Here is a 25,408-nt window from a genome sequence, read left to right as displayed (position 1 = left end):
GGGCCCGCGTCTAGCGGAAAGCCTGACGCGGCACCAGGGGCCCGCGATAGGCCGTCTGCTCGAAGTCACAACGGGCCTGCCACTCGGAGGCCGCCGCACGGAACGCGGCCCCGTAGTCCGGCAGCGCACCCACTTCATGCCGCACGGCGCCGCAGTCGCCCGCCAAGTAGGCGTCTTCAATCTTCAGCCGCGTGGCTTCCCGGCGGATGGCCTCCGGGAGGGTGGTGTCCGAAAGCGCGCGCTGGAGTTGCTCGCCTGCGAGCGCCGGGGCCCCCACCTGGTGCAGCCGCCGCCCCAGCAGGTAGCGCAGCCACGGATCCTGCGGCGAAGCGAGGAGGGCGCGGTCCAACAGCAAGAGGCGCAGCTCCTCCTGCGGCGCGCGGAAGTACGCCTCGATGGGCGCGCGGCGCGACGGCGTCTCCAGCGCGGCCAGCTTCACCTGGGCGGTGCGCGTGAGCTCCGGCCCCGGGTCCAGCGCGAGCGCGGCCTGGAGGAAGGCGCGCGAACCCTCCACGTCCTCCAGGTGGAGGGCCACGTCGGCGCGGGCCACGGCCACCTCCGCGGCGAGCGCGGGCCGGTCCTTCACCTGGGCCGCGAGCGAGGCCAGCACCTTCGCCGCGTCAGGCCCGCGCTCCAGGGCGTCCAGGGCCACGGCCTGGCCCAGCTGGTAGGACGGCTCCTCCGGCTGGAGCCGGGCGGCGCGCTGGTAGCGATCGAGCGCGTCCTGCGGGTCGCTGGCGAGCGACTCGCGGGCGGAGTCCGACAGGCGGGCCACCTCGCGGGCGCAGGCGCGGGTGAAGAGGCTGCCGGTGCGGAAGCGGGCGAAGGCGCGCGCGAGCGCGGACGCGTCCAGGGGCAGCGCGTCCAGGGTGCGCTCCCACTCGGTGACGAGCTCGTCCAGGGGCCGGCCGTAGGCCTCGTTGAAGTCCGCGTGCGCGTAGACGGCGCGCAGCCGGTCCGCGCCGTAGGTGTCCGCCAGGTAGCGCAGGAACGAACCCGCCACGGTGTACGCGCGCGCCGGGGCGGACTGGTAGAAGCCCTTGGGCCCCATGAGGTCGCGCATGTCCGGGGCCAGCCCCTGCCGGCGCATGCCCGCGGCCCACTGGTGCAGGGTGAGCTCGCCCTGGACGGGGTCGTCCGCGGCCACCGCGAGCCCTTCAATCACGCCCATCAGCGGCCACACGCCCAGCCGGGTGGTGACGCGGAAGAAGCCGGAGCCGGCCGGGCCCGCCATCACGTGCGCCAATTCATGGTGCAGCGTGGAGTGGGGGAAGGGCTTGTCCTGGATGTGCAGCTCCGTGCGCCAGGGCTTGGCGAACTGGGTGCGGCCGGCGCCCACCAGCCGCTGCTTCTCGTCCTCGGAGCGGTAGAGCCACACGCGCACGCGCTCCGTGGGGGCCACGCCCAGGAAGCCCGACGTCTGGGTGAAGCGGAACTCCAGGTCGCGGGCCATGCGGTCCACGTCCTGGCGCGCCTTGCCGCGCGGGTAGTGCAGGACGAAGTGCTCCGTCTCCCGCACGCCGCCCAGCTGCTCGGAGAGGTACGCGTCGCTCATCCGCAGGCCCAGCTGTGGCGCGCGGGCCTCCAGCCAGAGGATGCCCAGGGCGCAGGGGAGCACCAGCCCCAGCAGCCCGCCCACGCGCGCGCCCTTCAGCGCCAGGCGCCCGGTGCGCACATCCAGCAGCGCGATGGCGAGCCCCGCGAAGACGCCCACCCACAAGAGCGTCTCCAGGCGGAACCAGCCCAGCGCGGCCGTCATCTGGAGGGCCTCGTCGTAGAGCGGGCCGGGCAGGTGGCCCAGGAAGATGTTGAAGGCGAACACCTGGGGCCCGAAGACGATGGGCCACACCGTCACCGCCAGTGAGGCGAGGAGGAGCAGGGCGTACAGGCCCGCCGCGCCCCGGGGCCGGGCCGTCGCGAAGCCCAGGAGCACGCCCGCCGCGGAGGCCACCAGGGCGGAGGGGAGGGTGAGCAGGGGGTAGAAGCCCGCCAGCTCGAAGGGGTCGCACGCGGTGCGAAGCCGGGCGAAGAGCAGGGCGCACACGAAGGGGGGGACGAGCACCCCCAGGTTCAGGACGGCGCTGGCGCCCAGGGCGCGGCCCACGGCGGTTCCGGGCAGGGCGGACGCTTCCACCCGGGCGGGCATGGGGGCGGCGCCCGTGAGGATGCGGCGCTCCTGGGCGGCGGCGGCGATGCCTGTCCCACCTCCGAGCAGGCCGACGGCGATGGACAGGGCCAGGCCCAGCTCGAAGCCGGGGACCCCGAAGAGGGGGAGGAGGACGAGGGCCGACCCCCCACCGCCGAGCAGCAGCACGGTGGCCAGGACGGCTGGACGGCCCAACAGTGCACGGGCACGGGGGAGGACTTGCCGCATGGCGTCCCCTATACTCCCCGGCCGCATGTCCGAACAGAAGAGCGGATCCGAACTGCGCACCCACGGTCGTGCGCCCATCGAGCTGAAGGTCGACTACAAGAAGCTCAATTCGTTCTTCGCTGACTACACGAAGAACATCAGCAAGGGCGGCACGTTCATCAAGACGAAGAAGCCACTGCCCATTGGCACGCGCTTCCTCTTCAAGCTGACGGTGCCGCACCGCGAGGCACCCTTCGAGTTGTTGGGCGAAGTCGTCTGGTCCAAGGCCGACGCGGAGGAGCCCGGCATGGGCATCCGCTTCATCTACAGCAGCGAGTCCCAGCGCGTGGACTTCGAGACGCTGGTGGAGCGGCTCATGTCGGACAGCCTGGGCTCCGAGCTGACCGAGAAGCTGCTCAACAAGCCCCTGCACCCCCAGCACCCGTCATGAAGACGCGGACGCGCCTCACGTTCGTCCTGGCGGCGCTGGCCTTCGCGGGCGGCGCGTGTCAGGAAGCGCCCGCCGCGCCTCCGAAGCCCGCCGCGCCCGCTCCGGCGCGTCCGAAGTCCAAGGACGTGTCGGCGGAGGACTACGTGATGCCGACCCTGCCGCGCGCGCACGTGCGGCTGAAGGATGCCTACGGTGGAGTGCACCGCGTGGAGGTGGAGGTGGCCGCCACGGGCGAGTCGCGCACGCGCGGGCTCATGTGGCGCAAGTCGCTGCCGGCGGGGCAGGGCATGCTCTTCATCTTCCCGGATGAAGAGGTGCGCGGCTTCTGGATGCGCAACACGCTCATCCCGCTGGACATGTTGTTCATCACGTCCGAGGGCCGCGTCGTGGGCATCATCGAGAACGCGGAGCCGCGCACGCTGACGAACCGCACGGTGGGCATCCCCAGCCAGTACGTGCTGGAGGTGCCGGGCGGCTGGTGCCAGAAGAACGGCATCGTCCGCGGCGGCACGGCGGAGTTCGAGGGCGTGAGCACAATCCCCGTCACGCCGTGACGCAACGGGAGCCGGTGATGCGCGCTTGTCGTGCGCCCGGTCCGCCCGTGATGGAGAAGTGACGCGCTGCTCGAGGCCGCGCCACGCCACCTCTGCAGGATGCGCGCCGCGCGTCGAAGCGCGCGCCCTCGCCGCTGGTGTGCCCGCTGCCGTCCGCGTCCACTCGCTCCGCTCGCGCAGGCCCTGGCGGCGGGCCGCCGCGTGGCCAACCGCGAGGCTCCGGTTCCGTCCATGTGTTACTCGAAGGCGGCCGGGGGCTCGAACCCGTGCTGGACGTGTCACACGGGCGGCGTCGGCAACAACGTGATGGCGGACGACCGCGTGCGGGACTTCTACGCGGAGGAGCAGGAGAAGAAGGTGCGCGGCCGTCTGCCCGCGTTCCCAGGCACGCCGGAGCTGGGGGCTGATCAACGAGTTCGGCTGGCGCCTGCAGGGCTCATCGAAGACGCGAAGGAACGGCTGCGGCTCCAGACGTTGGAGGAACACGTTTACTGCATGGGCTGGCACACGAACCTGGGCGTGACGGTGGACCAGACCTTCGCGTTCCCGCGCAAGGTGCCGGGGCGCGAAGGCTGGAGGACCCTGCACCTGCGAGGCCTGCCGGACGTACCGCGGGCAGGGCACACCGCACCGGAGACCGCGACATATTTCGAGCGCGTGCAGGGCGGCGATGAGTTCCGTGCGAACGAAGAGCTGCTCGCGCGCTTCTTCCCGAACGGAGTGCTGGACCTGTCAGCGGTCAGGCGCGCGGCACCAGGAGGGGACCGCGACCTCGCGTGGCTGGTGACGCCGTCACGGGGGCGGGCGCTCCAACTCGACAAGGCCTACCTGGTGCTGGTGCGGGAGCAGGCGTTCGCGTTGGGACGGGACACGCTGCTGGCGCCGCCCGCGAACGTGCACCGAACCGTGGAGAACGGCTCCACCGAACTGAAGGCCACGGGCCGCCTCTACACCGACGGACGGCTCCACCTCGCCTGGGAGTAGGGCAAGGCGCTCGCGAAACGGTCTGTCACACTGCGTGGGGGCCGGCCGGCGAATCGCCGCACCGCGTCCAGGAACGGCGAGTACCTGCGCCCCCGGCCCCATCCAGGGGCGCCCCCCGTCCGCTGGACGCGGCAAAACCTGTCGGACAGTCGGACAGGTTTCCGCCGCTCGGGCGGCGCCGAGGCCCGCAGCCCCGGTTCGTCCAACCTGTAGGACAGTCGGACAGCTTTCCGTTGGTCGAACGGATGGGAAGGGCCCCCGGCCATGACATGCCAAGAGCTGTCGGACAGTCGGACAGCTTTCGCTGCGCGGATGGGGGCCTCCTCTCCTCGCCAGGGCCCTCCAACTTGTCGGACAGTCGGACAGGTTTTCGCTGCTCGGGCAGGGGACGGCCTCTGCTCCTGGTCACGGCCTTCCAAACCTGTCGGACAGGTTTTCGGGGCACGGATGGCCCGGAAGGACCTTCCGCCAAGGGCATCCCAACCCGTCGGACAGTCGGACAGGTTTCCGCCGCCTGGTGGGGCGGCGGGCCCCAGCGCCGGCACGCCCAACCTGTCGGACTGTCGGACACGTTTTCGCTGCTCAAGCGAAGGGGAGGGTCCGCCCGGCGCGGCTTGCCGAAACCTGTCGGACAGTCGGACAGGTTTTCTGCCGACCGGATGGGGCGGCGGGCCTGTCGGACAGTCGGACAGGTTCGTGCGGTGCTCCGCTGACGGGGCCCCCAGGAACAGCGGGGGATGCCGGTGGGCCCGACTGCGTGCCGCGTCGTTTCGGTGGGGCCCCGCGGATGACCGCGCCGCACTCGGGACGTGAGGCGCGGTCCGGCTACTTCACCGCGCCGGGCTGGAACAGGAACGTGCTCGTGTGCGTCTGCGCGGAGACGGCCTTCACGCGCTTTCGCAGGGACGCGGCGACGGCGGACAGCTCGGCGGGGTGGGGGTTGGCGGACAGCCCTTGGTGGTCCACCGCCGCGAGGCTCAACGTCACCGGCACCGTGTTGCCCGCCGCGTCCTTGGCCGTGAAGCCCCCGCGCCGCAGGTCCTCCGGTCCGTAGAGCGGGACCTTCTCCGCGTCGAAGCGCTGGCAGAGCGTGCGCAACACCTCCGGCGCCACCGCGTCCGGACACACGAGCACGAAGTCGTCGCCGCCCACGTGGCCCAGGTTCGAGCCTTCCGGCAGCAGGTGCAGACACTCCGACAACACGCTCGCCGTGTAGCGGATCACCCGGTCACCCTGGAGGAATCCGTAACGGTCGTTGTACGCCTCGAAGTGATCCAGGTCCGCGTAGATGACCGTGAACGCGCTGCCCTGGAGCGCCGCGCGGATCCACCGTTCGATCATCCGGCTGCCGGGCAGATCCGTCAGCGGGTGCGCGCCCGTCGCCGCGTGCTGCTCCAGGTCCGAGGCCCGCGCGATGAGCTGCTTCATCGTCACCGTGCCCAGGAAGTGGCCCTTCGCGTCCGTCACCACCACCGGGTCGTAGACCGTTTCGGGCGGACGGCGCATCGCCATGCGCGCCAGCGCCGTGATGGCCGTCGCGTCCTCCACCACCATCAGCGCCTCGCGCGGCGCGTCCGGAAGCGCGGCCTCCGTGCTGGCGGCGGTTCCCCCGAAGCGCGCGTAGAAGCTCCGCCGCGTCACCACCGCCTGCGGCTGCTCTCCGTCCAGCAGCACGACGTGGTCCTCGCCCGGCGTGCGGCGGAAGAGCCGGTCCAGCTCCACCGCCTGCGCCGTCACCGGCGCGCACGGCGGGCGGATGATCATGCTGCCCACCGTCTCGTCATCCTCGTGCTCGCGGTGGTGCAGGGCGCGGATGGCCTCGCGGCAACGCTCCGCGAAGTCCGCTCCCGGCCGCTGCGGCGAGCTCACGGGCCGCGCCAGCAGATAGCCCTGCGCGTGCCGGATGCCCAGGCGCAGCAGGACCGCCAGCTCGTTCCACGTCTCCACGCCCTCGGCGATGAGCACCGCGTCCACGCGCTGCGCGAACGCCACCAGCGACTTCACCAGGTGCTGCCGGTACGTGTGCAGGTGGATGTCCCGCACCAGGGCCTGGTCCAACTTGATGAAGTCCGGCGCGCTGTGCACCAGCGTCACCAGGCCCGAGTGCCCCGCGCCGAAGTCATCCAGCGCGATGCCGAAGCCCTGCTCCGCGTACCGCCGCGCGAGCATGCGCAGCTGCTCCGTGTCCTCGAACGTGCTGCGCTCGGTGATTTCGAGCACCAACTGCTGGGGACTCAGGCCGTGCTGACGCAGCAGCTCCAGCGTGGACGCGCCGCCAAAGCGCTCGTCGCTCAGCACGTCCGGACTGACGTTGAAGAAGAACGGCCCGCGCCGCTGCGCCTCCGGCAGCGTGGCGATGCGGCGCACCGCCGCGGTCCAGCACGCGCGCTCCAACTCGTAGGTGAAGCCCTCCACCCGCGCGCGGTTGAACAACTCGTTGGGGGACTCCACCGGGCCCAGGCCTCGCGACAGCACCTCGTGGCCGAGGACTTCGCCGCTGAGCAGATCGACGATGGGCTGGAAGACGGTGGCGACCCTCGGCTCGTCACCGTTCCAGAGCCAGGGCGGTGGTGGTGCGGGCTTGCTGGGGGAGGGCAGGCTCATGGCTCCCGAAATGTACCGCGCTCTGGGGCAAGCTTCAGTCCCCCCCGACCACTCGGCAGGGCCAACATCGAAAACGGACGCTTGCCTCGGGCGGCCCCCAGGGCCCGGGGCGGGCGGGCCCCGTCAGCCTCCCCAGGTCCTATTCCCCCTGAATCCGCTGGAGTTCCGGCACCTTGGCGCCCTCGGATTCTGCTGGTGACGGATCCACCGGGAGCACCGGGGCCACGTTCGCCGCCGCCACCTGGGTCAGCGTGACCTGGGCCGCGACCGCGTCCATCGCCTGGCCCTCCTCTCCCTGGGCGGTCGAGAGGGCGCGGAACCGGCGGGCCAGCGAGGCCAGCTCCGCCGCCTTCAGTTGGGCCTGACCGCTGCGCAGGGACAGCAGCGCCACGCGCGCACGCTCCAGCAGGGCCACCTCCGCGCGCAGCCTCGCGAGGATTCGCTCGCGCCGCTGACGCATGTCTCCCAGCCGCTCCACCTCCTCCGCCAGCGACGCCGCCGCGGCCTCCAGCTGCCGGCGCGCCACCACGTCCGTGCTCGCGCGAGCGCTGCGCTCCAGGCTCTCGCGCTCCGCCTGCAACTCCGCGACGGCGCGCTCCTCCAGCTGCGCCTCCACGCCGGCCCACTCGGACGCCAGCTCCACCGCGCCCCGGGTGATCCGCGCCAGCGTGCGGGCCAGCTCCTCGCGCGCGGGCTCCCGGGGCAGCTTCGCCAGGGACTGGCCGCATTGACGGTAGAGGGACAGCGCGCGCTCGGACAGCGTGTGGAAGTCACCGGAGAGCTGGGGCAGCAGCTCCTCCGCGCGCGCCTCCACCGGATCCGCCGTCAGCCCCAGGTGCGCGGCGATGGCGCCCAGCCCCACGAAGAGCCCCACGATGCCGCCCACCACCGCCGCCGCCAGCAGCGTGGGCGTGGCCACGGACGCCAGCCGCACCGACAGGATGTTCGCCACCACGCCGCCCGCCAGCGTGAGCCCCGCGCCCAGCACGGCGCCCAGGCCGTAGTGCACGAGCGTGGGGCGGGCCTCCGCGACCTGTCCCTCCTCGCCCAGGTCGTTGAGGCGGGAGCGCACCAGCAGCGCGCCCGCGGCCGCGCCACTCGTGGCCACGGTCCACGCGGGCGACAGGCCCAGCCCATAGGGCAGCGCCACGAGCAGCAGCCCCAGGCCACTCAAGAGTCCCCGGTCCCACCGGTCGCCTCGCGCGCACGCCAGCACCACCGCCGCGGGCACCACCCACGTGAGCGGCACCGGCATGCCCACGCGCAAGGAGATCCACTGCAGGAGCCCCGCTCCGGCGCCCGCCGCCAGCGCGCGCGTGACGGTGTGCTCGAAGGCTTCGCGGTGGTGGAATTGCAACACGGCGGCATTCATCGGGACACCCCGGGAACGGCCCCCAAGGGCCGGGAATGTCCCTTCGAACGCGCGGCTCGCGAAAAGGGTCTACGCCTTCGGACGCGAAATGGGTCCCGGCTTGCCCTTCGTCACGCGCAGGTAGTCCGCCGGGGCGAGGACGAGCTGCGTCCCGCGCACCCCGGCCGACACGGCGACCGCGTCGAACAGCTCCAGCGTCTCATCCACGAAGACGGGGTAGTCCTTCTTGCCCCCCAGCGCGGTGACGCCGCCCCGGATGTAGCCGGTGAGCGGCTGCAATTCCTTGAGGGGGACGGTGTCCACCTTCCGGTCGCCGGACAGCCGCGCCAGGGCCTTCAAGTCCAGCTCCGCGTTGCCGGGCACCACCGCCATCAACACGCCGGTGCGGTCGCCCTTGGCCACCAGCGTCTTGAAGACCTGCTCCGCGGGCATGCCCACCTTGGCGGCCACCGTCTCCGCGGACAGGTCGTCCGGATCCACGTCGTAGTCGCGCAAGCTGTACGCGATGCCGAGCGAGTCCAGGAGCCGGGCGGCGTTCGTCTTCATGGGCGTTACATCCCCAGGGCCGCGGCGGCGGCCTTCACGCGCTGGAGCGCGTCCTCGGGCGTGCTTCCCACCGCGGACAGGTGGCCCATCTTGCGGCCCTTGCGCGCGTCGCGCTTGCCGTACAGGTGCAGCCGGACGCCGGGCAGCGCCAGCGCCTGCGCGAACCGGGGCCCACCCTCCTGGAGCCACAGGTCGCCCAGCAGGTTCACGATGGCAGCAGGGCGCACCACCTCCACGGAGCCCAGGGGCAGGTTGCACACCGCGCGCACGGCCTGCTCGAACTGGCTCGTCAGGCACGCCACCTCCGTCGAGTGGAAGCTGTTGTGCGGCCGGGGCGCCACCTCGTTGACGAGCAGCGACCCGTCACCCAGGAGGAACATCTCCACCACCAGGAGCCCCTCCACCTTCAGGCCCGCGGTGATGTCGCGCGCCACCTGCGACGCCTGCGTCAGCACGGCCTGGGGCAGCGGACCCGGCAACAGCGACCACGCGAGGATGCGCTCCTCGTGGTGGTTGAACGCGGGCGGATACACCGCGAGCTGCCCATCCGGGCCTCGTGCCACCAGCACGGACAGCTCCGCCTTCAAATCCAGCGCGGCCTCCACCACCACGGAGCGCTCGCCCAGCTCCTTCCACGCGACGCCCGCCTCGGAGGCCGACTTCACCTCGTACTGGCCGCGCCCGTCGTAGCCACCCTCGCTGGACTTGATGAAGCACCTTCCACCCAGCGCGGTGATGGCTTGGGACAGCTCCGCCTCCGAGTTCGCCTCGCGCCACGGGCCCAGCGGGAAGCCGCCCTTCGCGAGCCACGCCTTCTGCCGGCCGCGGTGCTGCACCACCTCCAGCACGGAGGCGCCGGGCCGCATGGGCGCGTGCCGCGATACGGCATTGAGCGTGGCCAGCGAGACCTTTTCAATCTCCAGCGTCACCACGTCGCACTGGCGCGCCAGGTCCTCGGCCGCCGCCGTGTCGGTGAAGGACGCGGTGAGGCAGCGGTCCACCACGGAGCGGGACGGGCACGCCGAGTCCGGATCCAACGCCTGCACCTGGTAGCCCAGCGTGCGCGCCGCGAGCGCCATCATGCGCCCCAGCTGGCCGCCGCCCAGGATGCCCAGCGTCCCGCCCGGCAGCACCATGGGGCCGCTCATCCCGCCACCTCGCGCTGCGCCAGCACTTCATCCGTGCGGGCCTTGCGCCAGGCGGCCAGCCGCTCGCGCAGCTCCGGGTACTTCAGCGCCAGGATGGCCGCCGCGTGCAGCGCCGCGTTGGCGGCCCCCGGCTTGCCAATGGCCTGCGTGCCCACCGGGACGCCCTTGGGCATCTGCACGATGGAGAGCAGCGCGTCGAAGCCGGACAGCACCGTGGTGGGCATGGGCACGCCCAGCACCGGTAGCAGCGTCTTGCTGGACACCATGCCGGGCAGGTGCGCCGCGCCGCCCGCCGCGGCGATGATGACGGACAGGCCGCGGCCCTCCGCGCTGGACGCGTACTCCATCATCCAGTCCGGCGTGCGGTGCGCGGACACGACGCGCACCTCGTGCGGGATGCGCAGCTCGGCGAGGATGTCGATCGCCGGTTGCAGGTGCTCCAGGTCGCTCTTGCCGCCCATGATGACCCCGACCCACGGGGTGCTCGCGCTCGCCGCCATGCTTGTTTCGCGCCTCCTGTGCGCCCTGCTTCCAGGGGGTGAAGCCTGGAAGAACGCGGAGATAGGGCCACGCGATTCCGGAGGTCAACCGCGAAGATGTGACGTCGCGATGGCGGGCGGGCAGGGGGGCGGGCGATGCCCCCTCGCACGCCTTGTCCCTGACACTCAGTACGTCGAGCCCATGCGCCCGAAGCTCTTGAGCGCCTTCACCTTGCTGTTCTTCACGGCGGCCTTCTGGGCCTCATAGGAATCCGCGTCGTCGTATTCCTGCATCGCGCGGCTCTGCTCGGCCTGATCCGCCGCCACCGCCGCCGCGCCCGCCACCGCGCCCGCCTCCTCGAAGAGGGCCTGGTTCTGGGAGAGGTAGCTCTTGGCTTCCGCCTTCTTGCCCTGGCTCATGGCCTCCGCGGCCTTCTGGAGGTTCTGCGCGCTGCGGGCCCGGGCCGCGTACACCGTGGCCTCCTTGTCCTGGCGCTGGACGACCTCCTCCTGCACGTTGGTGGCCACCGCGGCGAGCGTGGACTGGTCCTCCACGTTCTTCTGCACGAGCAGGTCCGTGTACGCGACCTTCAGCCCCGCCACCTGCACGGACTGGCCCGGAGCGGTGCCCGTCACGTGCAGCCGCGCCACCACGCGCTCCACCTGGCCCGCGGAGAAGTCCGGCAGCGCCACGCGCACGGTGTTGCCGGCCTGGTGCGCGCGGTAGCCCAGCACCTCGCCCAGGCTCGTGCCCGGGGGCAGCTCGAAGGACAGCTCCACGTTGCGCGCCACCGCGGTGGTGGCCTGCTGCAGGTCGCGCTGGAAGAGGGTGGACAGCTTGCTCGCGTCCTCCAGGAAGCCGTAGGCGCCGGCGCCGTACTCCGCGAAGGCCTGCATCAGGTCCTCGTTGAAGTCCGTGCCCACGCCAATGGAGCTCACCGTGATGCCGGAGGCGCGGATCTCCTTCACCACGTTCTTCAGCCCCTCCTCGTCGGACACGCCCTCGGTGGGCTGGCCGTCGCTCATCAGGATGAGGCGGTTCACCGTGGCCGCCCCGCCCATGGCGGACGCCAGCTGCGTGCGGCCCACGGACAGGCCCGCGCTGATGTTGGTGCCGCCGTCATCCCAGATGCCGTCGATGAACTGGAGCATCCGCTCGCGGTTGCCAGAAGTGGCCGGCAGGGAAGGCAGGCTCTTCACGTCGCTGCCGTAGTGCACGATGGCCAGCCGGTCCTCGTCGCGCAGCAGCGTCACCAGGTGCCGCGCGGCCTGCTTCGCCTGCTGGAGCTTGTAGCCGCTCATGGACCCGGACCGGTCGATGACCACCGCCAGGTTCACCGGGCTCCTCTTCGCCCCGGGCACCTCCGCGCCGGTGAGGTCCACCGTCACGTACGTCTCCGAAGGGCCCACCGGCACGTAGGGGTGCGACAGCCGGCTCGTCACCTGGAGGCTGCCCGTGGACGCGCGCGGCCCCGGCGGCGGGACGGGCGGGGGGGGCGTGGGCGTCGTCACGACGACGTGCGGCGTGGGCGGCAGGCCGCCCCCGCGGGGCATGCCCAGCACCAGCGCGGTGAGGGCAAGGCCACCAGCCAGGGCGAGGAACAGGACCGTACGATTCATGGCAGGGCTCCAGAGGCGTTTGAAACGCGGGCCCTGCCTTTACGAACGGGGGGCGCGAAAAGGTCTAACCCTTTCGCGCGAGGCGACTGTTCAGTGGGCTGTTCAGCCCGGACGTCAGTTGCCCTGGGACGCGGAGACGGCGCCCGCGCAGAAGTAGGGCGAGTTGTTCTCGCCGAAGGTGCGCCGGTAGAAGCCCTCGTCGGCGATCTTGATGGCGTCCAGCGTGTCCTGGTCCAGGAGCAGGGGACGGCACGTCATGCGCTCCTTGAGGCCCTCCTCCACGTCGCCCACGGTGCGGGTGATCTCGCAGCCCGTCGTGGTGCCCTGCACGCACTCCCTGCTGCAGTAGCCCAAAGCGAACGCCTCCGGGTTGTCGCTGCGGGGGCTCTGGTCGTCGCGGACACAGACGAGGTCCTCGCAGTCCAGCGAACCGAAGGAGATGAAGTCCTGATCCACGGCGATGTCCTTCTCCTGGATCTCCACGAACTTGCGGCCCTGCGCTTCCCGCTCCGCGTCCGTGGCCCTGCGCACCAGTTGGCACGGCTTGCCCAGCTCGGTGGTGACGTCGCAGCCTCCCAGCATCAGGGCGGCGGACAGGAAGAGCGCGGTTCGCACGAACATCTTTGAGACCTCTAGGAAGGATGGAAACAGGGCGCCCAAGGGGGGAGGACGGCGCCCGGAACCCGCGAACGGTAGCACACCGCTTCCGCGCGCCAACCCCTGGCCCACGGGGCGTGAGCACAGTGGAATTGTGAAGCGATACGAGAGGAATACAGAGGAGGCAGGCGCATTCTGCTGGTTGATGGTTGGGAATACGGCCGATAGGATGGAGCGGCTGATGTCATGCTGCCTTCCGGTGGCAGTACGTTCCCTCCCCCCACGGAGCGCCCGGACTTGAACCGCCCCACGCTGCTGCTTGCGCTGAGCCTGATGTGGCCCGCGCTGGCCCCCGCCCAGAACCAGCCAGGCATGGGCCTCGATCTGACCGAGGACGCCCAGGCCAAGCCACCTGAAGAGAACCCAGCGCCGCCGCCGGACGAGGAAGCCCGTCCCGCGGCGCCGCCTGCCGCCACCCCGGCGAAGGACATCCCGGTCGAAGCGCTGATGCCGCTCACGGACATCACCCAGGACGACCGGGTGAAGAGCGTTCAGCGCAAGGTCTACCTGAAGAAGAACCGCCTGGAGATCTCACCGTTCGTGAGCATCTCCGTGAACGACCCGTTCTATTCGAAGTTCGGCGGCTCGCTGCGCGCGGCCTGGTACCTGTCGGACACGCTGGCCATCTCGGCGCGTGGCTCGCTCATCCAGGTCATCCCGTCGGATGACGTCAGCACGGCGAAGCGCACCTTCAACAGCAAGATCTACAACTCCGTGCCGAACTGGTCCGCCATGGGCGACCTGGAGTGGGCGCCGCTCTACGGCAAGGTGTCCTTCCTCAACTCCATCCTCCACTTCGACGGCTACCTGCTGGGGGGCATGGGCGTGGTGAGGACGGAGACCTCCGCGCTGCCCGACCGCGGCCTCAACCCGGCCTTCGACCTGGGCCTGGGCATGCGCTTCGTCACCAAGGACTACCTGGCCGTCAACGTGGCCCTCATCAACACCTCCTACGTGGATCAGCCCCTGGGCAGCAGCAAGGGCGCCCTCCAGAACGTCATGACCCTCAACGCGGGCATCTCCATCTTCCTGCCCCTCAAGTCGACGGGGAGGGAGTCCGAATGAAGCCCGCCTTCCGTCTGCTCCTGACCCTGTGCGCGGGCGTGCCCGCGCTCGCCGCCGCGGACCAGGCCCCCGCTCCGGCCGCCGCCGCTCCGGCCACGCCCGCTCCGGCTCCCGCGGCCGCCGCCCCCAAGCCGGCCGCCAACTCCAACCCGCCCGCCACCTCCCAGGAGGAGGAGGCCGGCGACGTGTCCGAGGTGGACAAGGACGCCCTGGGGCCCCTTCGCGAGCGCATCCGGCCGGTGTCCGGCCACATGTTCCTCAAGAAGGGCCGCTTCGAGGTGAGCCCGTCCGCGTCCATCACCATCCGCGACGCGTTCTTCAAGAAGTACCTCTTCGGCGGCACCGTCACCTACTTCCCCATGGAGACCCTGGGCGTGGGCCTGCGCGGCGGCTACGCGCTGAACTCCGTGGCGGGCTCCGCGCAGAAGTGCACCTTCACGCCGGGCGAGGGCGGTGACACCCGAGGCTGCAGCCCGCCGACCCGCGAGGAGCTGGACGGGTACGCGCCCGGCCAGATGACCCTCATGGGTGGCGTGGACGTCCAGTGGGCGCCCATCTACGGAAAGCTGTCGCTCCTGGCGGAGAAGTTCGTCCACTTCGACATGTACGGCGTCGTGGGCGCGACCGTCGTCCAGTACAAGGGCCCGGCGGAGTCGCTGGCGGATGGCTCGCCCGTCGCGGGCAGCAAGTCGTACCTCACGGGCGGCGGCAACGTGGGCGTCGGCCTGCGCTTCTTCTTCAACCGGTGGATGACGCTGCGCACGGAGCTGCGCGACATCATCTACGTGGAGAAGGGCCGGGAGCCCACGCCCAGCTACCTCCGCAACCAGATCCTGTTCGAGCTGGGCCTGTCCTTCTTCTTCCCCTCCGGTTCCTAAAGACTCATGCGCACCCACCGGTTCCTCCGCCTCGCCGTCCTCGGGCTCACGCTCGCGTACACGGCCCCCACGCTGGCCCAGTCCTTCGAAGGGCTGGACCTGGCGGGCCAGTCGAAGAAGAAGAAGAAGGGGGCCTCTTCGAAGGCTTCCTCGAAGAAGAAGACCAGCGCCAAGCGCGGCAAGGGCAAGGCGACCGCCCCGGCCGAGGATGTGGACGAGTCCTCCACCGCCACCAGCGAGTCCGCGCCCGCGGGCAACCCGGCCATGCCTCCCGCGGCCATCACCCCGACGCCCGCGCCCTCGGCGACGCCCGCCGCGCCCGCCGCGAAGCCCACGCCGTCCGCGAAGCCGGCCGCGCAGGGCAGCCCCGGCCTGGGCCTGGACCTCACGGGTGACAATGACAAGCCGCCCGCGCCCACCATGACGTTCGACGCGGTGGACGTGTCCGGCAAGACGGCGGACCGCCAGCGCCTGGACGCGGCCATCAGCCTGTTCAAGAACGACGAGTACGAGAAGGCCGCGATGGCCTCCCACGAGCTCTTGGGGGACCCCAAGCTCCAGGGCCTGCACGTGGAAGCGCGCTACGTGCTCGCCAAGTCGCTCTACCGCATGGGGCTGTACCACTCGTCGCTGGGCGAGTTCTCCAAGATCCTCGCCGCGGGCCCGTCCACGAAGTTCTTCAAGACGAGCCTGGAGTGGCTGTTCTTCATCAGCCGCAAGACGCAGAACGAGACGGTCATCCTGGATGAGATCGCCCGGTACGCGAACTACGACTTCCCGGAGAAGTTCCGGAACGAGTTCCGCTACCTGCTGGCGCGCTACCACTTCGTGCGTGGCCGCGCGTTGGATCAGGTGGGCCAGACGGAGAACGCGGACAAGTCCTTTGAAGAGGTGAAGCGCCTGGCGCTGACGATTCCCCGCACGGATGGGTTCTACCCGCGCGCGAAGTACCTGGAGGGCCTGGCCTTCTTCCGCAACGGCACGCGCAACAAGGACGCGGCCAGCAAGCGCGGCAACACGGACGTGCTCGCGTCCGTGGAGGCCATGAAGGAGGTGGTGCGCCTCACCCGTCCCATGGCGGGCCGCACCGGCGAGGCGGCGAAGCTGGACAAGTCGCTGCGCGAGCTGGCCTTCATGCAGCTGGCCCGTACGCACTACGGCATGCAGCAGAACCGCTTCTCCATCTTCTACTTGAACAAGGTGGAGCGCGGGAACACGCAGTGGCTGGAGGCCCTCTTCGAGTCCTCCTGGGCCAACTACCGCATCGGCCAGTACGAGCAGGCGCTGGGCAACCTCATCACCCTGTCGTCGCCCTTCTTCCGCGAGGAGTACTTCCCGGAGGCGCTCATCCTCAAGGCGGTCATCTATTACGAGAACTGCCGCTACCGCGAGTCCAACCTCATCCTCCAGGACTTCGAGCGCACCTACCTGCCCGTGCACGACGAGCTGGACGGGCTCGTGAAGAAGAACATGGAGGCCTCCGAGTACTACACGGTGCTCGCGGACGTGCAGAAGAAGAACAAGGACGGCCTGGAGAAGAACGGCACGGACGTCATCCTGGAGCGCATCCTGCGGCTGGCCCTCACGGACCAGGACCTGAAGAAGACCAACGACTCCATCCTGGAGCTCGAGGGTGAGATGGACCTGTTCTCCAACAAGGGCGACACGTTCAAGTACTCGGAGCTGACCAAGCAGCTCCTGGAGGAGCTGAAGGTCCAGCGCACCAGCCTCATCTCCAAGGCCGGCATCATGGCCAAGGGCAAGCTGGAGTCGGAGCTGGGCGCGCTCAAGCTGCTGTTGGCCAACGGCCTGCGCATCAAGTTCGAGACGACCACCAAGGAGAAGGAGTTCCTGGAGGAGCAGCTCAAGGCGGGCGGCCGCACGGCCATCGTCAAGAAGTACAAGTTCTCCGTGGCGGTGGCGGACGATCAGCTCTACTGGCCCTACGAGGGCGAGTACTGGCGTGACGAGCTGGGCACGTACCAGTACACGATGACCAAGGGCTGCATCGAGCGCGACACGGCCAACCGGCAGATGCAGTCCGCCGAGGCGATGTAGACGCCCAACGCTGAGAGTGGGATTCTTCCCGGCCGCCGGAGCGCCCCCTACGCGCGCTCCGGCGGTCTTGTCTTTTCCAACGGTCCCTCGAAGGGACGAGGGAGTGCGAAGTTGGCTCGGGAGGCGTCGCTGCGGGTGGTGTTCGGCATCGCCGTCCTGGACCTCATCGGGTTCGGCATCCTGATTCCGCAGCTGGGCGTGTACGGCGTGCGCTTTGGCGCCTCCCCCTTCGCGGTGGGGCTGCTCGTCGCGGTGTACTCGCTGATGCAGTTGGTGGCGGCGCCCATCATGGGGCGGCTGTCGGACCGGTTCGGCCGGCGGCCGGTGCTGCTCATCTCCCAGGTGGGCTCGCTGGTGGGCTACGTGCTGTTCGCCTTCGCGCACACGCTGCCCCTCTTGTTCCTGTCGCGCGTCATCGACGGGGTGTCCGGCGGCAACGTGTCCACGGCGCAGGCGGTGGTGGCGGACATCACCAAGCCGCATGAGCGCGCGCGGGGCATGGGCATCATCGGCGCGGCGTTCGGCCTGGGCTTCGTGCTGGGGCCCGCGCTGGGCGGCGTGCTGGGGGCGTGGGGTGGCAATCTGGCCATCGGCCTGTTCGCGGCGGGGCTGTCCGCGCTGAACCTCATCAACACCTGGTTCTTCCTGCCGGAGACGCGCAGGGCGGACTCGCCGTCCGCCACGACGCGCAGCATGCGGGGCGCCGCCGCCGTGTTGACGCTGCCCGTCGTGGGCCGGTGCGTGGTGCTGGTGCTGCTCTACACGGTGGCCTTCGCGCAGATGGAGGGCACCTTCTCCGTGTACCTGCTGACGCGCTTCCTCTCCTCCGGGCCGGTGCCGCTGGAGGGCGGGTGGCTGGTGCACGCGGTGCATCCGGACGCGGCCGTCCTGAAGGAGGCGAGCCTGCGCTCCGGGGCGCTCTTCGCGGTGGTGGGCGTGCTGTCCGCGCTGGTGTCCCTGCACGCGCCCATGGAGCGGCAGGGGGCGGTGCTGGGGGCGTACCAGGCGTCCGGCTCCCTGGGCCGCATCATCGGGCCCGCGCTGGGCGGCCTGCTCTTCACTCGGCTGGGCCCCACGGCCCCCTACGGGACGGGCGCGGTGCTGGTGGCGCTGGGTGGACTTTTGGCACTGTCGCTGGTGACACAGGTGCGAATGTCGGGAGCAGGCGCGGAGCAAAGCTCATAGGATGGGGACCATGGTGGGCAAGCCGCAGCACATCACCATCGCGTTCGACGTGATGGGGAGCGATCACGGCCCGGCGGAGGTGGTGCGAGGCGCCGCCCAGCTTTCGCTGGAGTCTCCGCACATCCACGCGCTGCTCGTGGGGGACCGGCCCGTCATTGACGAGGCCCTGGCGGGCATCAAGCACAACGGGGAGCGCATCTCCGTGCACCACGCGGGCGACTTCGTGGGCATGGACGAGAAGCCCGGCGAGGCGCTGGCGCGCAAGCCCGAGTCCTCCGTGGCGGTCGCCGCCCGGCTGGTGGCGGAGGGGGAAGCGCATGCGCTCGTCTCCGCGGGCAACACGGGCGCGGGCGTGCTCGCGTGCAAGCGCCACTTCCAGCTGATTCCCGGCGTGCGGCGCGCGGCCCTGGCCACGGTGTACCCCACGCGGGGCGTGCGCGGGGCGAAGCAGGACCCGTTCAGCCTCATCCTCGACGTGGGCGCCACGGTGGAGGCCACCGCGGAGGACCTGGTGGCGTTCGCCGTCATGGGAAGCGCCTACGCGCGCATCATCTCCCGCAACGAGCGGCCCAAGGTGGCGCTGTTGTCCAACGGCGTCGAGCCGCAGAAGGGCCCGCCGCGCGTGGTGGAGGCGCACCAGCGGCTGTCGCAGATGGCGGGGCTCAACTTCACGGGGAACGTGGAGGGCATCGACATCCCGCGCGGCACGGTGGACGTCATCGTCACGGACGGCTTCGTGGGCAACGTGTGCCTGAAGATGCTGGAGGGCGTGCACGACACGGTGATGGAGCTGGCCCAGTACGCCTACAAGGAGAGCCTGCGCTGGCGTGCGGGCCTGGCCATGCTGTCCTCCGGCATCGAGCGGCTGAAGGACATCACGGACTGGGAGCAGTACGGCGGCGCGCCCATCCTGGGGTTCGACCGCATCTTCATCAAGGCGCACGGCCGCTCCAAGGCGCGCGCCATCGCGAACGCGGGCAAGGTGGCCGCGAAGGCGGTGGCGAACGAGCTGGGCACCGCCATCCAGGAGGGCCTGGCGAAGTGAGCCTGCCGGACCGCATCGACCCGCGCCCCCCGCGCCGCATCTACCGGTGGGACCTGGACAAGACGTACCTCCAGACGGACTTCGAGTCGCTGCGCGACCTGTTCCGCACGGCGTTCCAGAAGGCCCATGAGAAGGTCGCCATCCCGGGCGCGTCCGCCCTCATCCGCGAGCTGGCGGAGCAGGGGGACTCGCGGCTGTGCATCGTGTCCGGCAGCCCCAAGCAGATGCGCGCGGTGCTGGAGGAGAAGCTCAAGCTGGACGGCATCCAGTGGGACGAGTTCGTCCTCAAGGACAACGTGGGCAACCTGCTGCGCGGGCGCTTCCGGGCCCTGCGCGGCCAGGTGGGCTACAAGCTGCCCGCCATCCTGGAGAGCCGCGTCAACGCGCCGGTGGAGGCGGAGGAGGTCCTCTTCGGTGATGACGCGGAAGCCGACGCGTTCATCTATTCGCTCTACGCGGACCTCATCGCGGGCCGGGTGGACGAGCGCGTGCTGTCCCAGGTGCTGGAGGCGGGCGGGGTGTACCCGGACGACGCCGCGCGGGTGCACGAGGCGTGGAAGAAGATTCCCATCGCGGACCCGGTGCGCCGCATCTTCATCCACCTGGACAAGCTGACGCCGCCCGCGCACTTCACGCCCTACGGCCCGCGCGTGGTGCCCATCTTCAACTACTTCCAGGCGGCGCTGGTGCTGCTGGCGGACGGCCACCTCACGGCGCCGCAGGTGCTGAAGATCGCCGTGGAGATGGTGCAGACGGCGGGGCACAACATCATCACGCTGTCGAACTCGTTCCAGGACCTCTTGCGGCGCGGGCTGCCGCTGCAGCAGGCGGCCATCGCGCTGTCCCAGGCGATGGAGGGGCCCAACGCGCTGCTCAAGGCCATGCGCCCCATGCCGGACATCCTGGCCGCGTTCAGCAAGCGCCTGGCCGCGCTGGGCACGCAGCCGCCCCCGCCGCGCGTGCAGGCGGTGGACTACGTGTCGCTCATCTCCCACGCGCTGCCCCGGACCCACAAGGGGCGCACCCTGAAGCCGCCCACCTGAAAGTGCCGGGCCGTTCAGGCTCGGCCGCCTGCCTGCCTTGCGGCCCCTCCAGCGGTGGGGGCCGTGGCGGCCGGAGTCCGCCCTGGACCGCGGTGTTATCCAGTGGAAGCGCCTCCCACGGGCAGTGGGCGCACGGCGGGCGGGCAGGGGGGCCCCTACGAACCCCCGACGTCCCTGAAGAATGTCCTTAAGCGCGACCCCCATGGGTGGGAGGATGCGTGTTAGACGGCTGCCCTTCCGAGGCGAATGACGCGAGACCCGACCCATCCCCCGCCCCACGGCGGAACGCTGCCAGCCGCGCCCGGAGACGACGCGCGCGGAGAGGCCTCCTTCGAGGCGGCAGCGGACACGGCATCCGGGTCCGCGCACGAGGTACTTTCCATGTCTTCCCCCCTGGACCTGACGGGCCCCGAGGAGCGCACCGAGCGCACCGAGGCCCAGGTGCCCGCGGACTCCGCCGAGCACCTCAGCGAACACGAAACCCCTTCCCGGGCCGACCCGGCCCCTACCGAGCCCCCCTTCGCAGCGGACGCCGCGGAGGACGACGGGTTCGATGATGACGACGACACCGAGGACGCCGGCCCCGAGGTCAGCGACGAAATCCTGGCCGCCACCGAGGCCCTGAAGGCCGCGGAGGCGGAAGACGCGCAGGCCGCCGCCGAGGCGGGTGACGACGCCGAGGAGCCCGAGGCCGTCATCCTGGAGCCGGAGCCGGAGCCCGCCGCGAACGAGCCGGAGCTGCAGGCGCCCACCACCACCCGCACGGGCGAGCCGGCGGAGATCGACCCGGACGAGATGGATCCGGACGCGCTCAAGGTGGTGCTGCGGCTGCACCAGCACGGCCACCAGGCGTACCTGGTGGGCGGCTGCGTGCGCGACCTGCTGCTGGGCAAGAAGCCCAAGGACTTCGACGTGGCCACCAGCGCCCACCCGGGCGAGGTGCGCGCCATCTTCCGCAACTGCCGGCTCATCGGCCGGCGCTTCCGGCTGGCGCACGTCTACTTCAAGGGCGGGAAGATCGTGGAGGTGTCCACCTTCCGCGCGAACCCCACGGAGCTGGAGCCGGCGGCGGGAGCGGAGGAGGGGCAGAGCGGCGAGGACCTCCTCATCACGCACGACAACGTCTTCGGCACCGCGCAGCAGGACGCGCGCCGCCGCGACTTCACCATCAACGGCCTGTTCTACGACGCGGCTGAAGGCCGGGTCATCGACTACGTGCGCGGCCGGCGCGACCTGGATGAGCGCTTCATCCGGACGATTGGCGACCCGGAGATCCGCATGCGCGAGGACCCGGTGCGCATCCTGCGCGCGGTGCGCTTCGCGGCGAAGCTGGACCTGGACATCGAGTCGCGCACGTACGCGGCGATGGAGGGCGCGGTGGAGGACCTGCCGCGCTGCGCGCCCGCGCGCCTGCTGGAGGAGACGTTCCGGCTCATCCGCGGCGGCGTGTCCGCCCCGGCGCTGAAGCTGCTGGCGGCGCTGGACGCGCTGAAGATCCTGCTGCCGCCCGTGGACGCGTACCTGCGTGAGAACGGCAAGGAAGGGGAGAAGACCTTCTACGCCTTCGCGCAGGCGCTGGATAAGCGCGTGTCGGCGGGCGAGGTGCTGGACGACGCCATCCTGCTGGCCGCGTTGCTGGTGCCCATCAGCCGCGCGCAGCCGCCGGTGGAGGAGTCCCAGGACGAGGGCCGCGCGTCGGTGTCGCGCGTCATCGAGGACCTGCTGGCGGGCTTCGTGGAGTCCGCGCGGCTGCCGCGCCGCATCGCCGAGCGCTGCCGCATGCTGCTGCTGATGCAGCGCACGCTGTCCGGGGAGCGCCGCCGCAAGACGGGCGCCTTCCGCCGCCACCCGCTCTTCAACGAGGCGCTGGCCGTCTACGCGATGACGGTGGAGGCCACGGGTGAGGGCCGCGAGGCGCTGGAGGCCTGGCAGGCCGGAGAGGTGCCGCCGCCGCGCGCCGGAGCAGCTGGCGGTGCGGACGCGGACGGCCCCCGCCGCAAGCGCCGTCGCCGCCGTCGCCGCCGTTCCGGCAGCGGGAGCGGGGAGGGGGGCGGCTCAGGCGCCTCCTCCGGTTCCGACGCGGGCGAGGGGTAGCGCTCCCGTAGCAGCCGGGTGCAGCGAAAGGGCTGGGGCGCTCAGGCGCTCCGGCCCTTGTCGTGTCGAGGGCTCGACGCCGCTGCCCCCACCGCGACGGAGCAGCGAGACGGCCGGAGCGCTCGCGGTCCCGGCCCTTGTCGTGTCCGGGGACGCGCTACCGCTTCGGCTTGTCCACGGGCTTCTCGGAGCGGTGCTGGTCGTCATCCGACGCCTCCGCCCCCGCGATGTCCGCCATGGTGATGGCCTTGCTGCCGAAGCGCGCCGCGATGCGGTCCATCGCCTCGTTCAACTTCGACGACTTCGGCGCCGCCGCCGGGAACAACCCCAGCTGCGGCTCGTCCTCGTCCAGCTGCACGCTCACGCCGGTGAGCCGCAGCGCCTTGCCTTCGTGCGCGCGCTCCAGCAGCTCCAGCGCCGCGCGGTAGATGACCTGCCCGTCGTCCGTCGCCTCTCGCAGCGTGACGCGCCGGGTGATGAGCGTGAAGTCCGCGAACTTCAGCTTGAGCTGCACCACGCGCCCCTTCAGCGACGCTCTCCGCAGCCGCCGGGCCACCCGCAGGGCCTGCGCGTGCACGTGCGGCTTGAGCGACTCCAGGCCCGTCAGGTCCTCGTCGAAGGTGTCCTCCGCGCCCACGCTCTTGGCCGCCCGGTCCGGCACCACGTCCCGCGCGTCGATGCCGTGCGACAGCTCCCACAGGTGCTTCGCGCTCGCCGCGCCGAAGCGCTCCTCCAGCCAGTCCACGTCGCGCGTCGCCACGTCGCCAATGGTGACGAGCCCCGCGCGCTTCATCGCCTCTTCCGTCTTCGGCCCCACGCCCCACAGCCGCGACACCGGCAGCCCCGCGAGGAAGGCCACCGTCTCCTCCGGGCGCACCTCGCGCTGACCGTTGGGCTTGGCGAGGTCCGAGGCGATCTTCGCCACGAACTTCGCCGTGGCGATGCCCGCGGACGCCGGCAGGTTCAGCTCGTGGGCAATCTCCTTGCGGATCCGCTTCGCGATGTCCGCCGCCGCGCCGAACAGCCCCACCGACGCCGTGACGTCCAGGAACGCCTCGTCCAGCGACAGGGGCTCGATCAGCGGCGTGTACCGCTCGAAGATGGCGAACACCTGCTCGCTGGCCTCCGCGTAGGCGGAGAAGCGTGGCTTCACCACGATGGCGTGCGGCGCCTGCTTCACCGCCCTCGCCATGGGCATGGCGCTGCGCACGCCGAAGGGGCGCACCTCGTAGGATGCGGCCACCACCACGCCGCGTTGTGCATGCCCGCCAACGATGACCGGCTTGCCCCGGAGGGACGGGTTGTCGCGCTGCTCGACGGACGCATAGAAGGCGTCCATGTCCACGTGGAGGATGGCTCGCATGGCGTGAGTCACTCTAGTGGTCCCCTCTGACAGTGCGAGCCATGAAGACCCTCACCGAATACCTCTGGTTCGAGACGAAGGCCCGGCGCGAGCTGGTGCGCCTCACGGACACCGTGGCAGCCCTGCTGAAGAAGAGCGGCGTCCAGGAGGGCATGGTGCTGGTGTCCGCCATGCACATCACCGCGGGCGTCTTCGTCAACGACGACGAGCCCGGCCTCCACGAGGACATCTGGGACTGGCTCCAGCACCTGGCGCCCCACGGCCCCGACTACCGCCACCACCGCACCGGCGAGGACAACGGCGACGCGCACCTGAAGTCCATGCTCGTCCACCATCAGGTGCTGATTCCCGTCACCGCCGGCAAGCTCGACCTGGGCCCCTGGCAACAGGTCTTCTACGCCGAGTTCGACGGCCAGCGCCGCAAGCGCGTCATCGTCAAGGTGATGGGCGACTAACCGGCCACGGGCCACGACAGCCCGTGGCGTCCCAGCTCCGCCACCAGGTCCGGCGGCAGCGGGCTCTCCACCTTCACGGGCTCCTTCGTCACCGGGTGCGGCACGGTGAGCGAGCGGGCGTGCAGGAAGAACCGCCCCAGCTCCGGCGCCTCGCGGCCTCCGTAGAGCGCGTCCCCCACGAGCGGCGCGCCCACGCCCGCCAGGTGCGCGCGCACCTGGTGCAGCACGCCGGTGAGGATTTGGACCTCCACCAGGCTGTAGTCCCCGGACCGGGCCAGCACCCGGAGGTGGGACAGCGCCTCGCGGGCGTCCTCGGCGCCGTAGGGGGCGGGCTCCACGCGGTCCGGGTGGCGCGGGTGGTGGCGCAGCGGCACCTCCACCTCGCCCTCGTCCGCCAGCGGGCCCGTCACCAGGGCGACGTAGCGCTTGTCCACCGCGCGGTGGCTGAAGGCCTCACGCACGGAGGTCCAGGCCTCGCGCGTGCGGGCCGCCGCGAGCACCCCGGACGTCTCCACGTCCAGCCGGTGGCACAGGCCACCCTCGCGCGGGTCCTGGGACGCCTGCGCGACCTCCGGGTAGCGCGCCACCAGGGCGTTGGCCACCGTGCCCGTCTCACCCGGCTGCAGGGGGTGCGACGGGCGGCCGGCGGGCTTGTCCACGAAGAGGAGGGTCGGGTCCTCGTGCAGGACGACGAGCGGGAAGTCCGTGTCGGGCACGGCCTCGCGCGGGGCCTCCTCCACCGTCACGGCGACCTTCTGGCCCTCGGTGACGGTGAGGCCCTTCTTGGCGGGGCGGCCGTCCACGCGCACCTGGCCCTCCTCGAAGAGGCGCTTCATGCGCGCGCGGGACAGGCCCAGGGCCTCGCCCACGAACAGGTCCACCCGCTGGCCCGCCTTGGCGGCGTCCACGGTGAGGGTGTGCGTCGTCGTCGTGCTCACTCGGAGAGGGCCTCGTACACTTCCTCGGCCGTCTGGAACCGGTCGTCCGGCTCCTTGCGGATGAGGCGATGGGCCACCCGCGCCAGCTGCGGGTCGCCATGCAGGTTGAGCGCGAGCAGCGGCGGAGGTTCCGTCTCCAGCACCTGACGCCACAGCTCGTGCGGCGTTTTCGCGTCGAACGGCGGACGCCCGCTCATCAGCTCGTACAGGATGACGCCCAGGCTGTACAGGTCCGAGCGCCCATCCAGCGGCTCCCCGAGAATCTGCTCCGGGGCCATGTACCGGTACGTGCCCACCAGCTTGCCGTCCGCGGTGATGCCCGCGTCGTCCGCGAGGAACTTGGCCAGGCCGAAGTCCATCAGCCGCACCTGGCGGTCGTCGTCCACCATGATGTTGGACGGCTTCAGGTCGCGGTGCACCAGCCCGTGGCCGTGGATGTACGCGAGCGCCTCGCACACCTGGAGCATGGCGTCCTTCAGCTTGCCCATGCGCTCCGGACGGTTGAGGTCCGCCATC

Annotated in this window: 22 protein-coding genes; 11 read left to right on the top strand and 11 right to left on the bottom strand. The window is 71.0% G+C overall.

Annotated features, from left to right (window positions below; all coding sequences use genetic code 11):
- Nucleotides 1-10: 10 nt before the first annotated feature.
- Nucleotides 11-2,374: a hypothetical protein gene (locus tag D7W82_RS19850; protein WP_199727791.1), complete on the bottom strand. Its 2,364-nt coding sequence runs from the start codon at nucleotides 2,372-2,374 to the stop codon at nucleotides 11-13.
- Nucleotides 2,375-2,399: 25 nt separating this feature from the next.
- Here D7W82_RS19850 and D7W82_RS19845 point away from each other — a divergent pair, with 25 nt between their 5' ends.
- The 3 genes from D7W82_RS19845 (at nucleotide 2,400) to D7W82_RS19835 (ending at nucleotide 4,342) form a co-directional block, all read left to right on the top strand.
- Nucleotides 2,400-2,804: a TIGR02266 family protein gene (locus D7W82_RS19845; protein WP_120528360.1), complete on the top strand. Its 405-nt coding sequence runs from the start codon at nucleotides 2,400-2,402 to the stop codon at nucleotides 2,802-2,804.
- Nucleotides 2,801-3,358 carry a DUF192 domain-containing protein gene (locus D7W82_RS19840; RefSeq protein WP_199727790.1) on the top strand — a complete coding sequence of 186 codons (558 nt, stop codon included), beginning with the start codon at nucleotides 2,801-2,803 and terminating at the stop codon, nucleotides 3,356-3,358. The genes D7W82_RS19845 and D7W82_RS19840 overlap by 4 nt, the downstream gene beginning before the upstream one ends.
- Nucleotides 3,359-3,589: 231 nt before the next feature.
- On the top strand, nucleotides 3,590-4,342 hold the full coding sequence (locus D7W82_RS19835; RefSeq protein ID WP_147439401.1) for a hypothetical protein: 753 nt from the start codon (nucleotides 3,590-3,592) through the stop codon (nucleotides 4,340-4,342).
- An 825-nt stretch (nucleotides 4,343-5,167) separates the two neighbouring features.
- Here the strand turns inward: D7W82_RS19835 and D7W82_RS19830 are convergent.
- The 7 genes from D7W82_RS19830 to cglC all read right to left on the bottom strand — a co-directional run bounded on the left by D7W82_RS19830 (nucleotide 5,168) and on the right by cglC (nucleotide 12,732).
- On the bottom strand, nucleotides 5,168-6,946 hold the full coding sequence (locus D7W82_RS19830) for a GGDEF domain-containing protein (protein ID WP_158617697.1): 1,779 nt from the start codon (nucleotides 6,944-6,946) through the stop codon (nucleotides 5,168-5,170).
- 139 nt (nucleotides 6,947-7,085) lie between these two features.
- Entirely contained in the window at nucleotides 7,086-8,318 is a 1,233-nt protein-coding gene (locus tag D7W82_RS19825) for a hypothetical protein (protein WP_120619839.1), read from the bottom strand.
- Between the two features lie 69 nt (nucleotides 8,319-8,387).
- Complete coding sequence (gene ybaK, locus D7W82_RS19820) at nucleotides 8,388-8,864, bottom strand: Cys-tRNA(Pro) deacylase (protein WP_120557001.1); 477 nt, start codon at nucleotides 8,862-8,864, stop codon at nucleotides 8,388-8,390.
- A 5-nt stretch (nucleotides 8,865-8,869) separates the two neighbouring features.
- Complete coding sequence (gene purK, locus D7W82_RS19815) at nucleotides 8,870-10,012, bottom strand: 5-(carboxyamino)imidazole ribonucleotide synthase (protein ID WP_120619838.1); 1,143 nt, start codon at nucleotides 10,010-10,012, stop codon at nucleotides 8,870-8,872.
- Nucleotides 10,009-10,512 (bottom strand): 5-(carboxyamino)imidazole ribonucleotide mutase, encoded by a 504-nt coding sequence (purE, locus tag D7W82_RS19810; RefSeq protein ID WP_014398343.1) that lies wholly within the window; start codon nucleotides 10,510-10,512, stop codon nucleotides 10,009-10,011. The genes purK and purE overlap by 4 nt, the downstream gene beginning before the upstream one ends.
- 165 nt (nucleotides 10,513-10,677) lie before the next feature.
- On the bottom strand, nucleotides 10,678-12,111 hold the full coding sequence (locus tag D7W82_RS19805) for a VWA domain-containing protein (protein ID WP_120619837.1): 1,434 nt from the start codon (nucleotides 12,109-12,111) through the stop codon (nucleotides 10,678-10,680).
- A 114-nt stretch (nucleotides 12,112-12,225) separates the two neighbouring features.
- Nucleotides 12,226-12,732 (bottom strand): adventurous gliding motility lipoprotein CglC, encoded by a 507-nt coding sequence (gene cglC, locus D7W82_RS19800; protein ID WP_120619836.1) that lies wholly within the window; start codon nucleotides 12,730-12,732, stop codon nucleotides 12,226-12,228.
- Between the two features lie 273 nt (nucleotides 12,733-13,005).
- On the opposite strand from cglC, the gene D7W82_RS19795 reads away from it, so the two are divergent.
- From D7W82_RS19795 to pcnB, 7 genes are all read left to right on the top strand, one after another.
- Nucleotides 13,006-13,833 (top strand): outer membrane beta-barrel domain-containing protein, encoded by an 828-nt coding sequence (locus D7W82_RS19795; RefSeq protein ID WP_120619849.1) that lies wholly within the window; start codon nucleotides 13,006-13,008, stop codon nucleotides 13,831-13,833.
- The gene (locus D7W82_RS19790) at nucleotides 13,830-14,711 is read left to right on the top strand and encodes an outer membrane beta-barrel domain-containing protein (RefSeq protein WP_120619835.1); all 882 of its coding nucleotides are present in this window, start codon (nucleotides 13,830-13,832) and stop codon (nucleotides 14,709-14,711) included. Before D7W82_RS19795 ends, D7W82_RS19790 begins: the two co-directional genes overlap by 4 nt.
- Before the next feature lie 6 nt (nucleotides 14,712-14,717).
- Nucleotides 14,718-16,769 carry an adventurous gliding motility protein GltC gene (gene gltC, locus D7W82_RS19785; protein WP_120619834.1) on the top strand — a complete coding sequence of 684 codons (2,052 nt, stop codon included), beginning with the start codon at nucleotides 14,718-14,720 and terminating at the stop codon, nucleotides 16,767-16,769.
- A 111-nt stretch (nucleotides 16,770-16,880) separates the two neighbouring features.
- Complete coding sequence (locus tag D7W82_RS19780; RefSeq protein WP_120619833.1) at nucleotides 16,881-17,954, top strand: MFS transporter; 1,074 nt, start codon at nucleotides 16,881-16,883, stop codon at nucleotides 17,952-17,954.
- Nucleotides 17,955-17,964: 10 nt separating this feature from the next.
- The gene (gene plsX / locus D7W82_RS19775) at nucleotides 17,965-18,999 is read left to right on the top strand and encodes a phosphate acyltransferase PlsX (protein ID WP_120619848.1); all 1,035 of its coding nucleotides are present in this window, start codon (nucleotides 17,965-17,967) and stop codon (nucleotides 18,997-18,999) included.
- A complete protein-coding gene (locus D7W82_RS19770; protein WP_014398335.1) occupies nucleotides 18,996-20,042 on the top strand; it encodes a phosphatase domain-containing protein in 1,047 nt (348 codons plus the stop codon). Before plsX ends, D7W82_RS19770 begins: the two co-directional genes overlap by 4 nt.
- A 381-nt stretch (nucleotides 20,043-20,423) precedes the next feature.
- On the top strand, nucleotides 20,424-22,136 hold the full coding sequence (gene pcnB, locus D7W82_RS19765; protein ID WP_120619832.1) for a polynucleotide adenylyltransferase PcnB: 1,713 nt from the start codon (nucleotides 20,424-20,426) through the stop codon (nucleotides 22,134-22,136).
- A 157-nt stretch (nucleotides 22,137-22,293) separates the two neighbouring features.
- Here the strand turns inward: pcnB and dinB are convergent, their stop codons facing one another.
- A complete protein-coding gene (gene dinB, locus D7W82_RS19760) occupies nucleotides 22,294-23,499 on the bottom strand; it encodes a DNA polymerase IV (RefSeq protein WP_120619831.1) in 1,206 nt (401 codons plus the stop codon).
- Nucleotides 23,500-23,540: 41 nt separating this feature from the next.
- On the opposite strand from dinB, the gene D7W82_RS19755 reads away from it, so the two are divergent.
- Nucleotides 23,541-23,954, top strand: a complete 414-nt coding sequence (locus tag D7W82_RS19755; protein WP_120619830.1) for a secondary thiamine-phosphate synthase enzyme YjbQ — start codon at nucleotides 23,541-23,543, stop codon at nucleotides 23,952-23,954.
- On the opposite strand, the gene D7W82_RS19750 is transcribed toward D7W82_RS19755, so the two are convergent.
- Together D7W82_RS19750 and D7W82_RS19745 are read right to left on the bottom strand one after the other, a co-directional pair.
- A complete protein-coding gene (locus D7W82_RS19750; RefSeq protein WP_120619829.1) occupies nucleotides 23,951-24,892 on the bottom strand; it encodes an RluA family pseudouridine synthase in 942 nt (313 codons plus the stop codon). The genes D7W82_RS19755 and D7W82_RS19750 overlap by 4 nt on opposite strands.
- Nucleotides 24,889-25,408, bottom strand: a 520-nt coding sequence (locus tag D7W82_RS19745) for a serine/threonine-protein kinase (RefSeq protein ID WP_147439400.1), incomplete at its 5' end; no start/stop codon positions are given. The genes D7W82_RS19750 and D7W82_RS19745, both read right to left, overlap by 4 nt.

The organism is Corallococcus sp. CA049B (assembly GCF_003611685.1).
Lineage (GTDB): Bacteria > Myxococcota > Myxococcia > Myxococcales > Myxococcaceae > Corallococcus > Corallococcus coralloides.
Note: the sequence above shows the minus strand (reverse complement) of the source record. Positions and strands in the feature narration are given on the sequence as shown.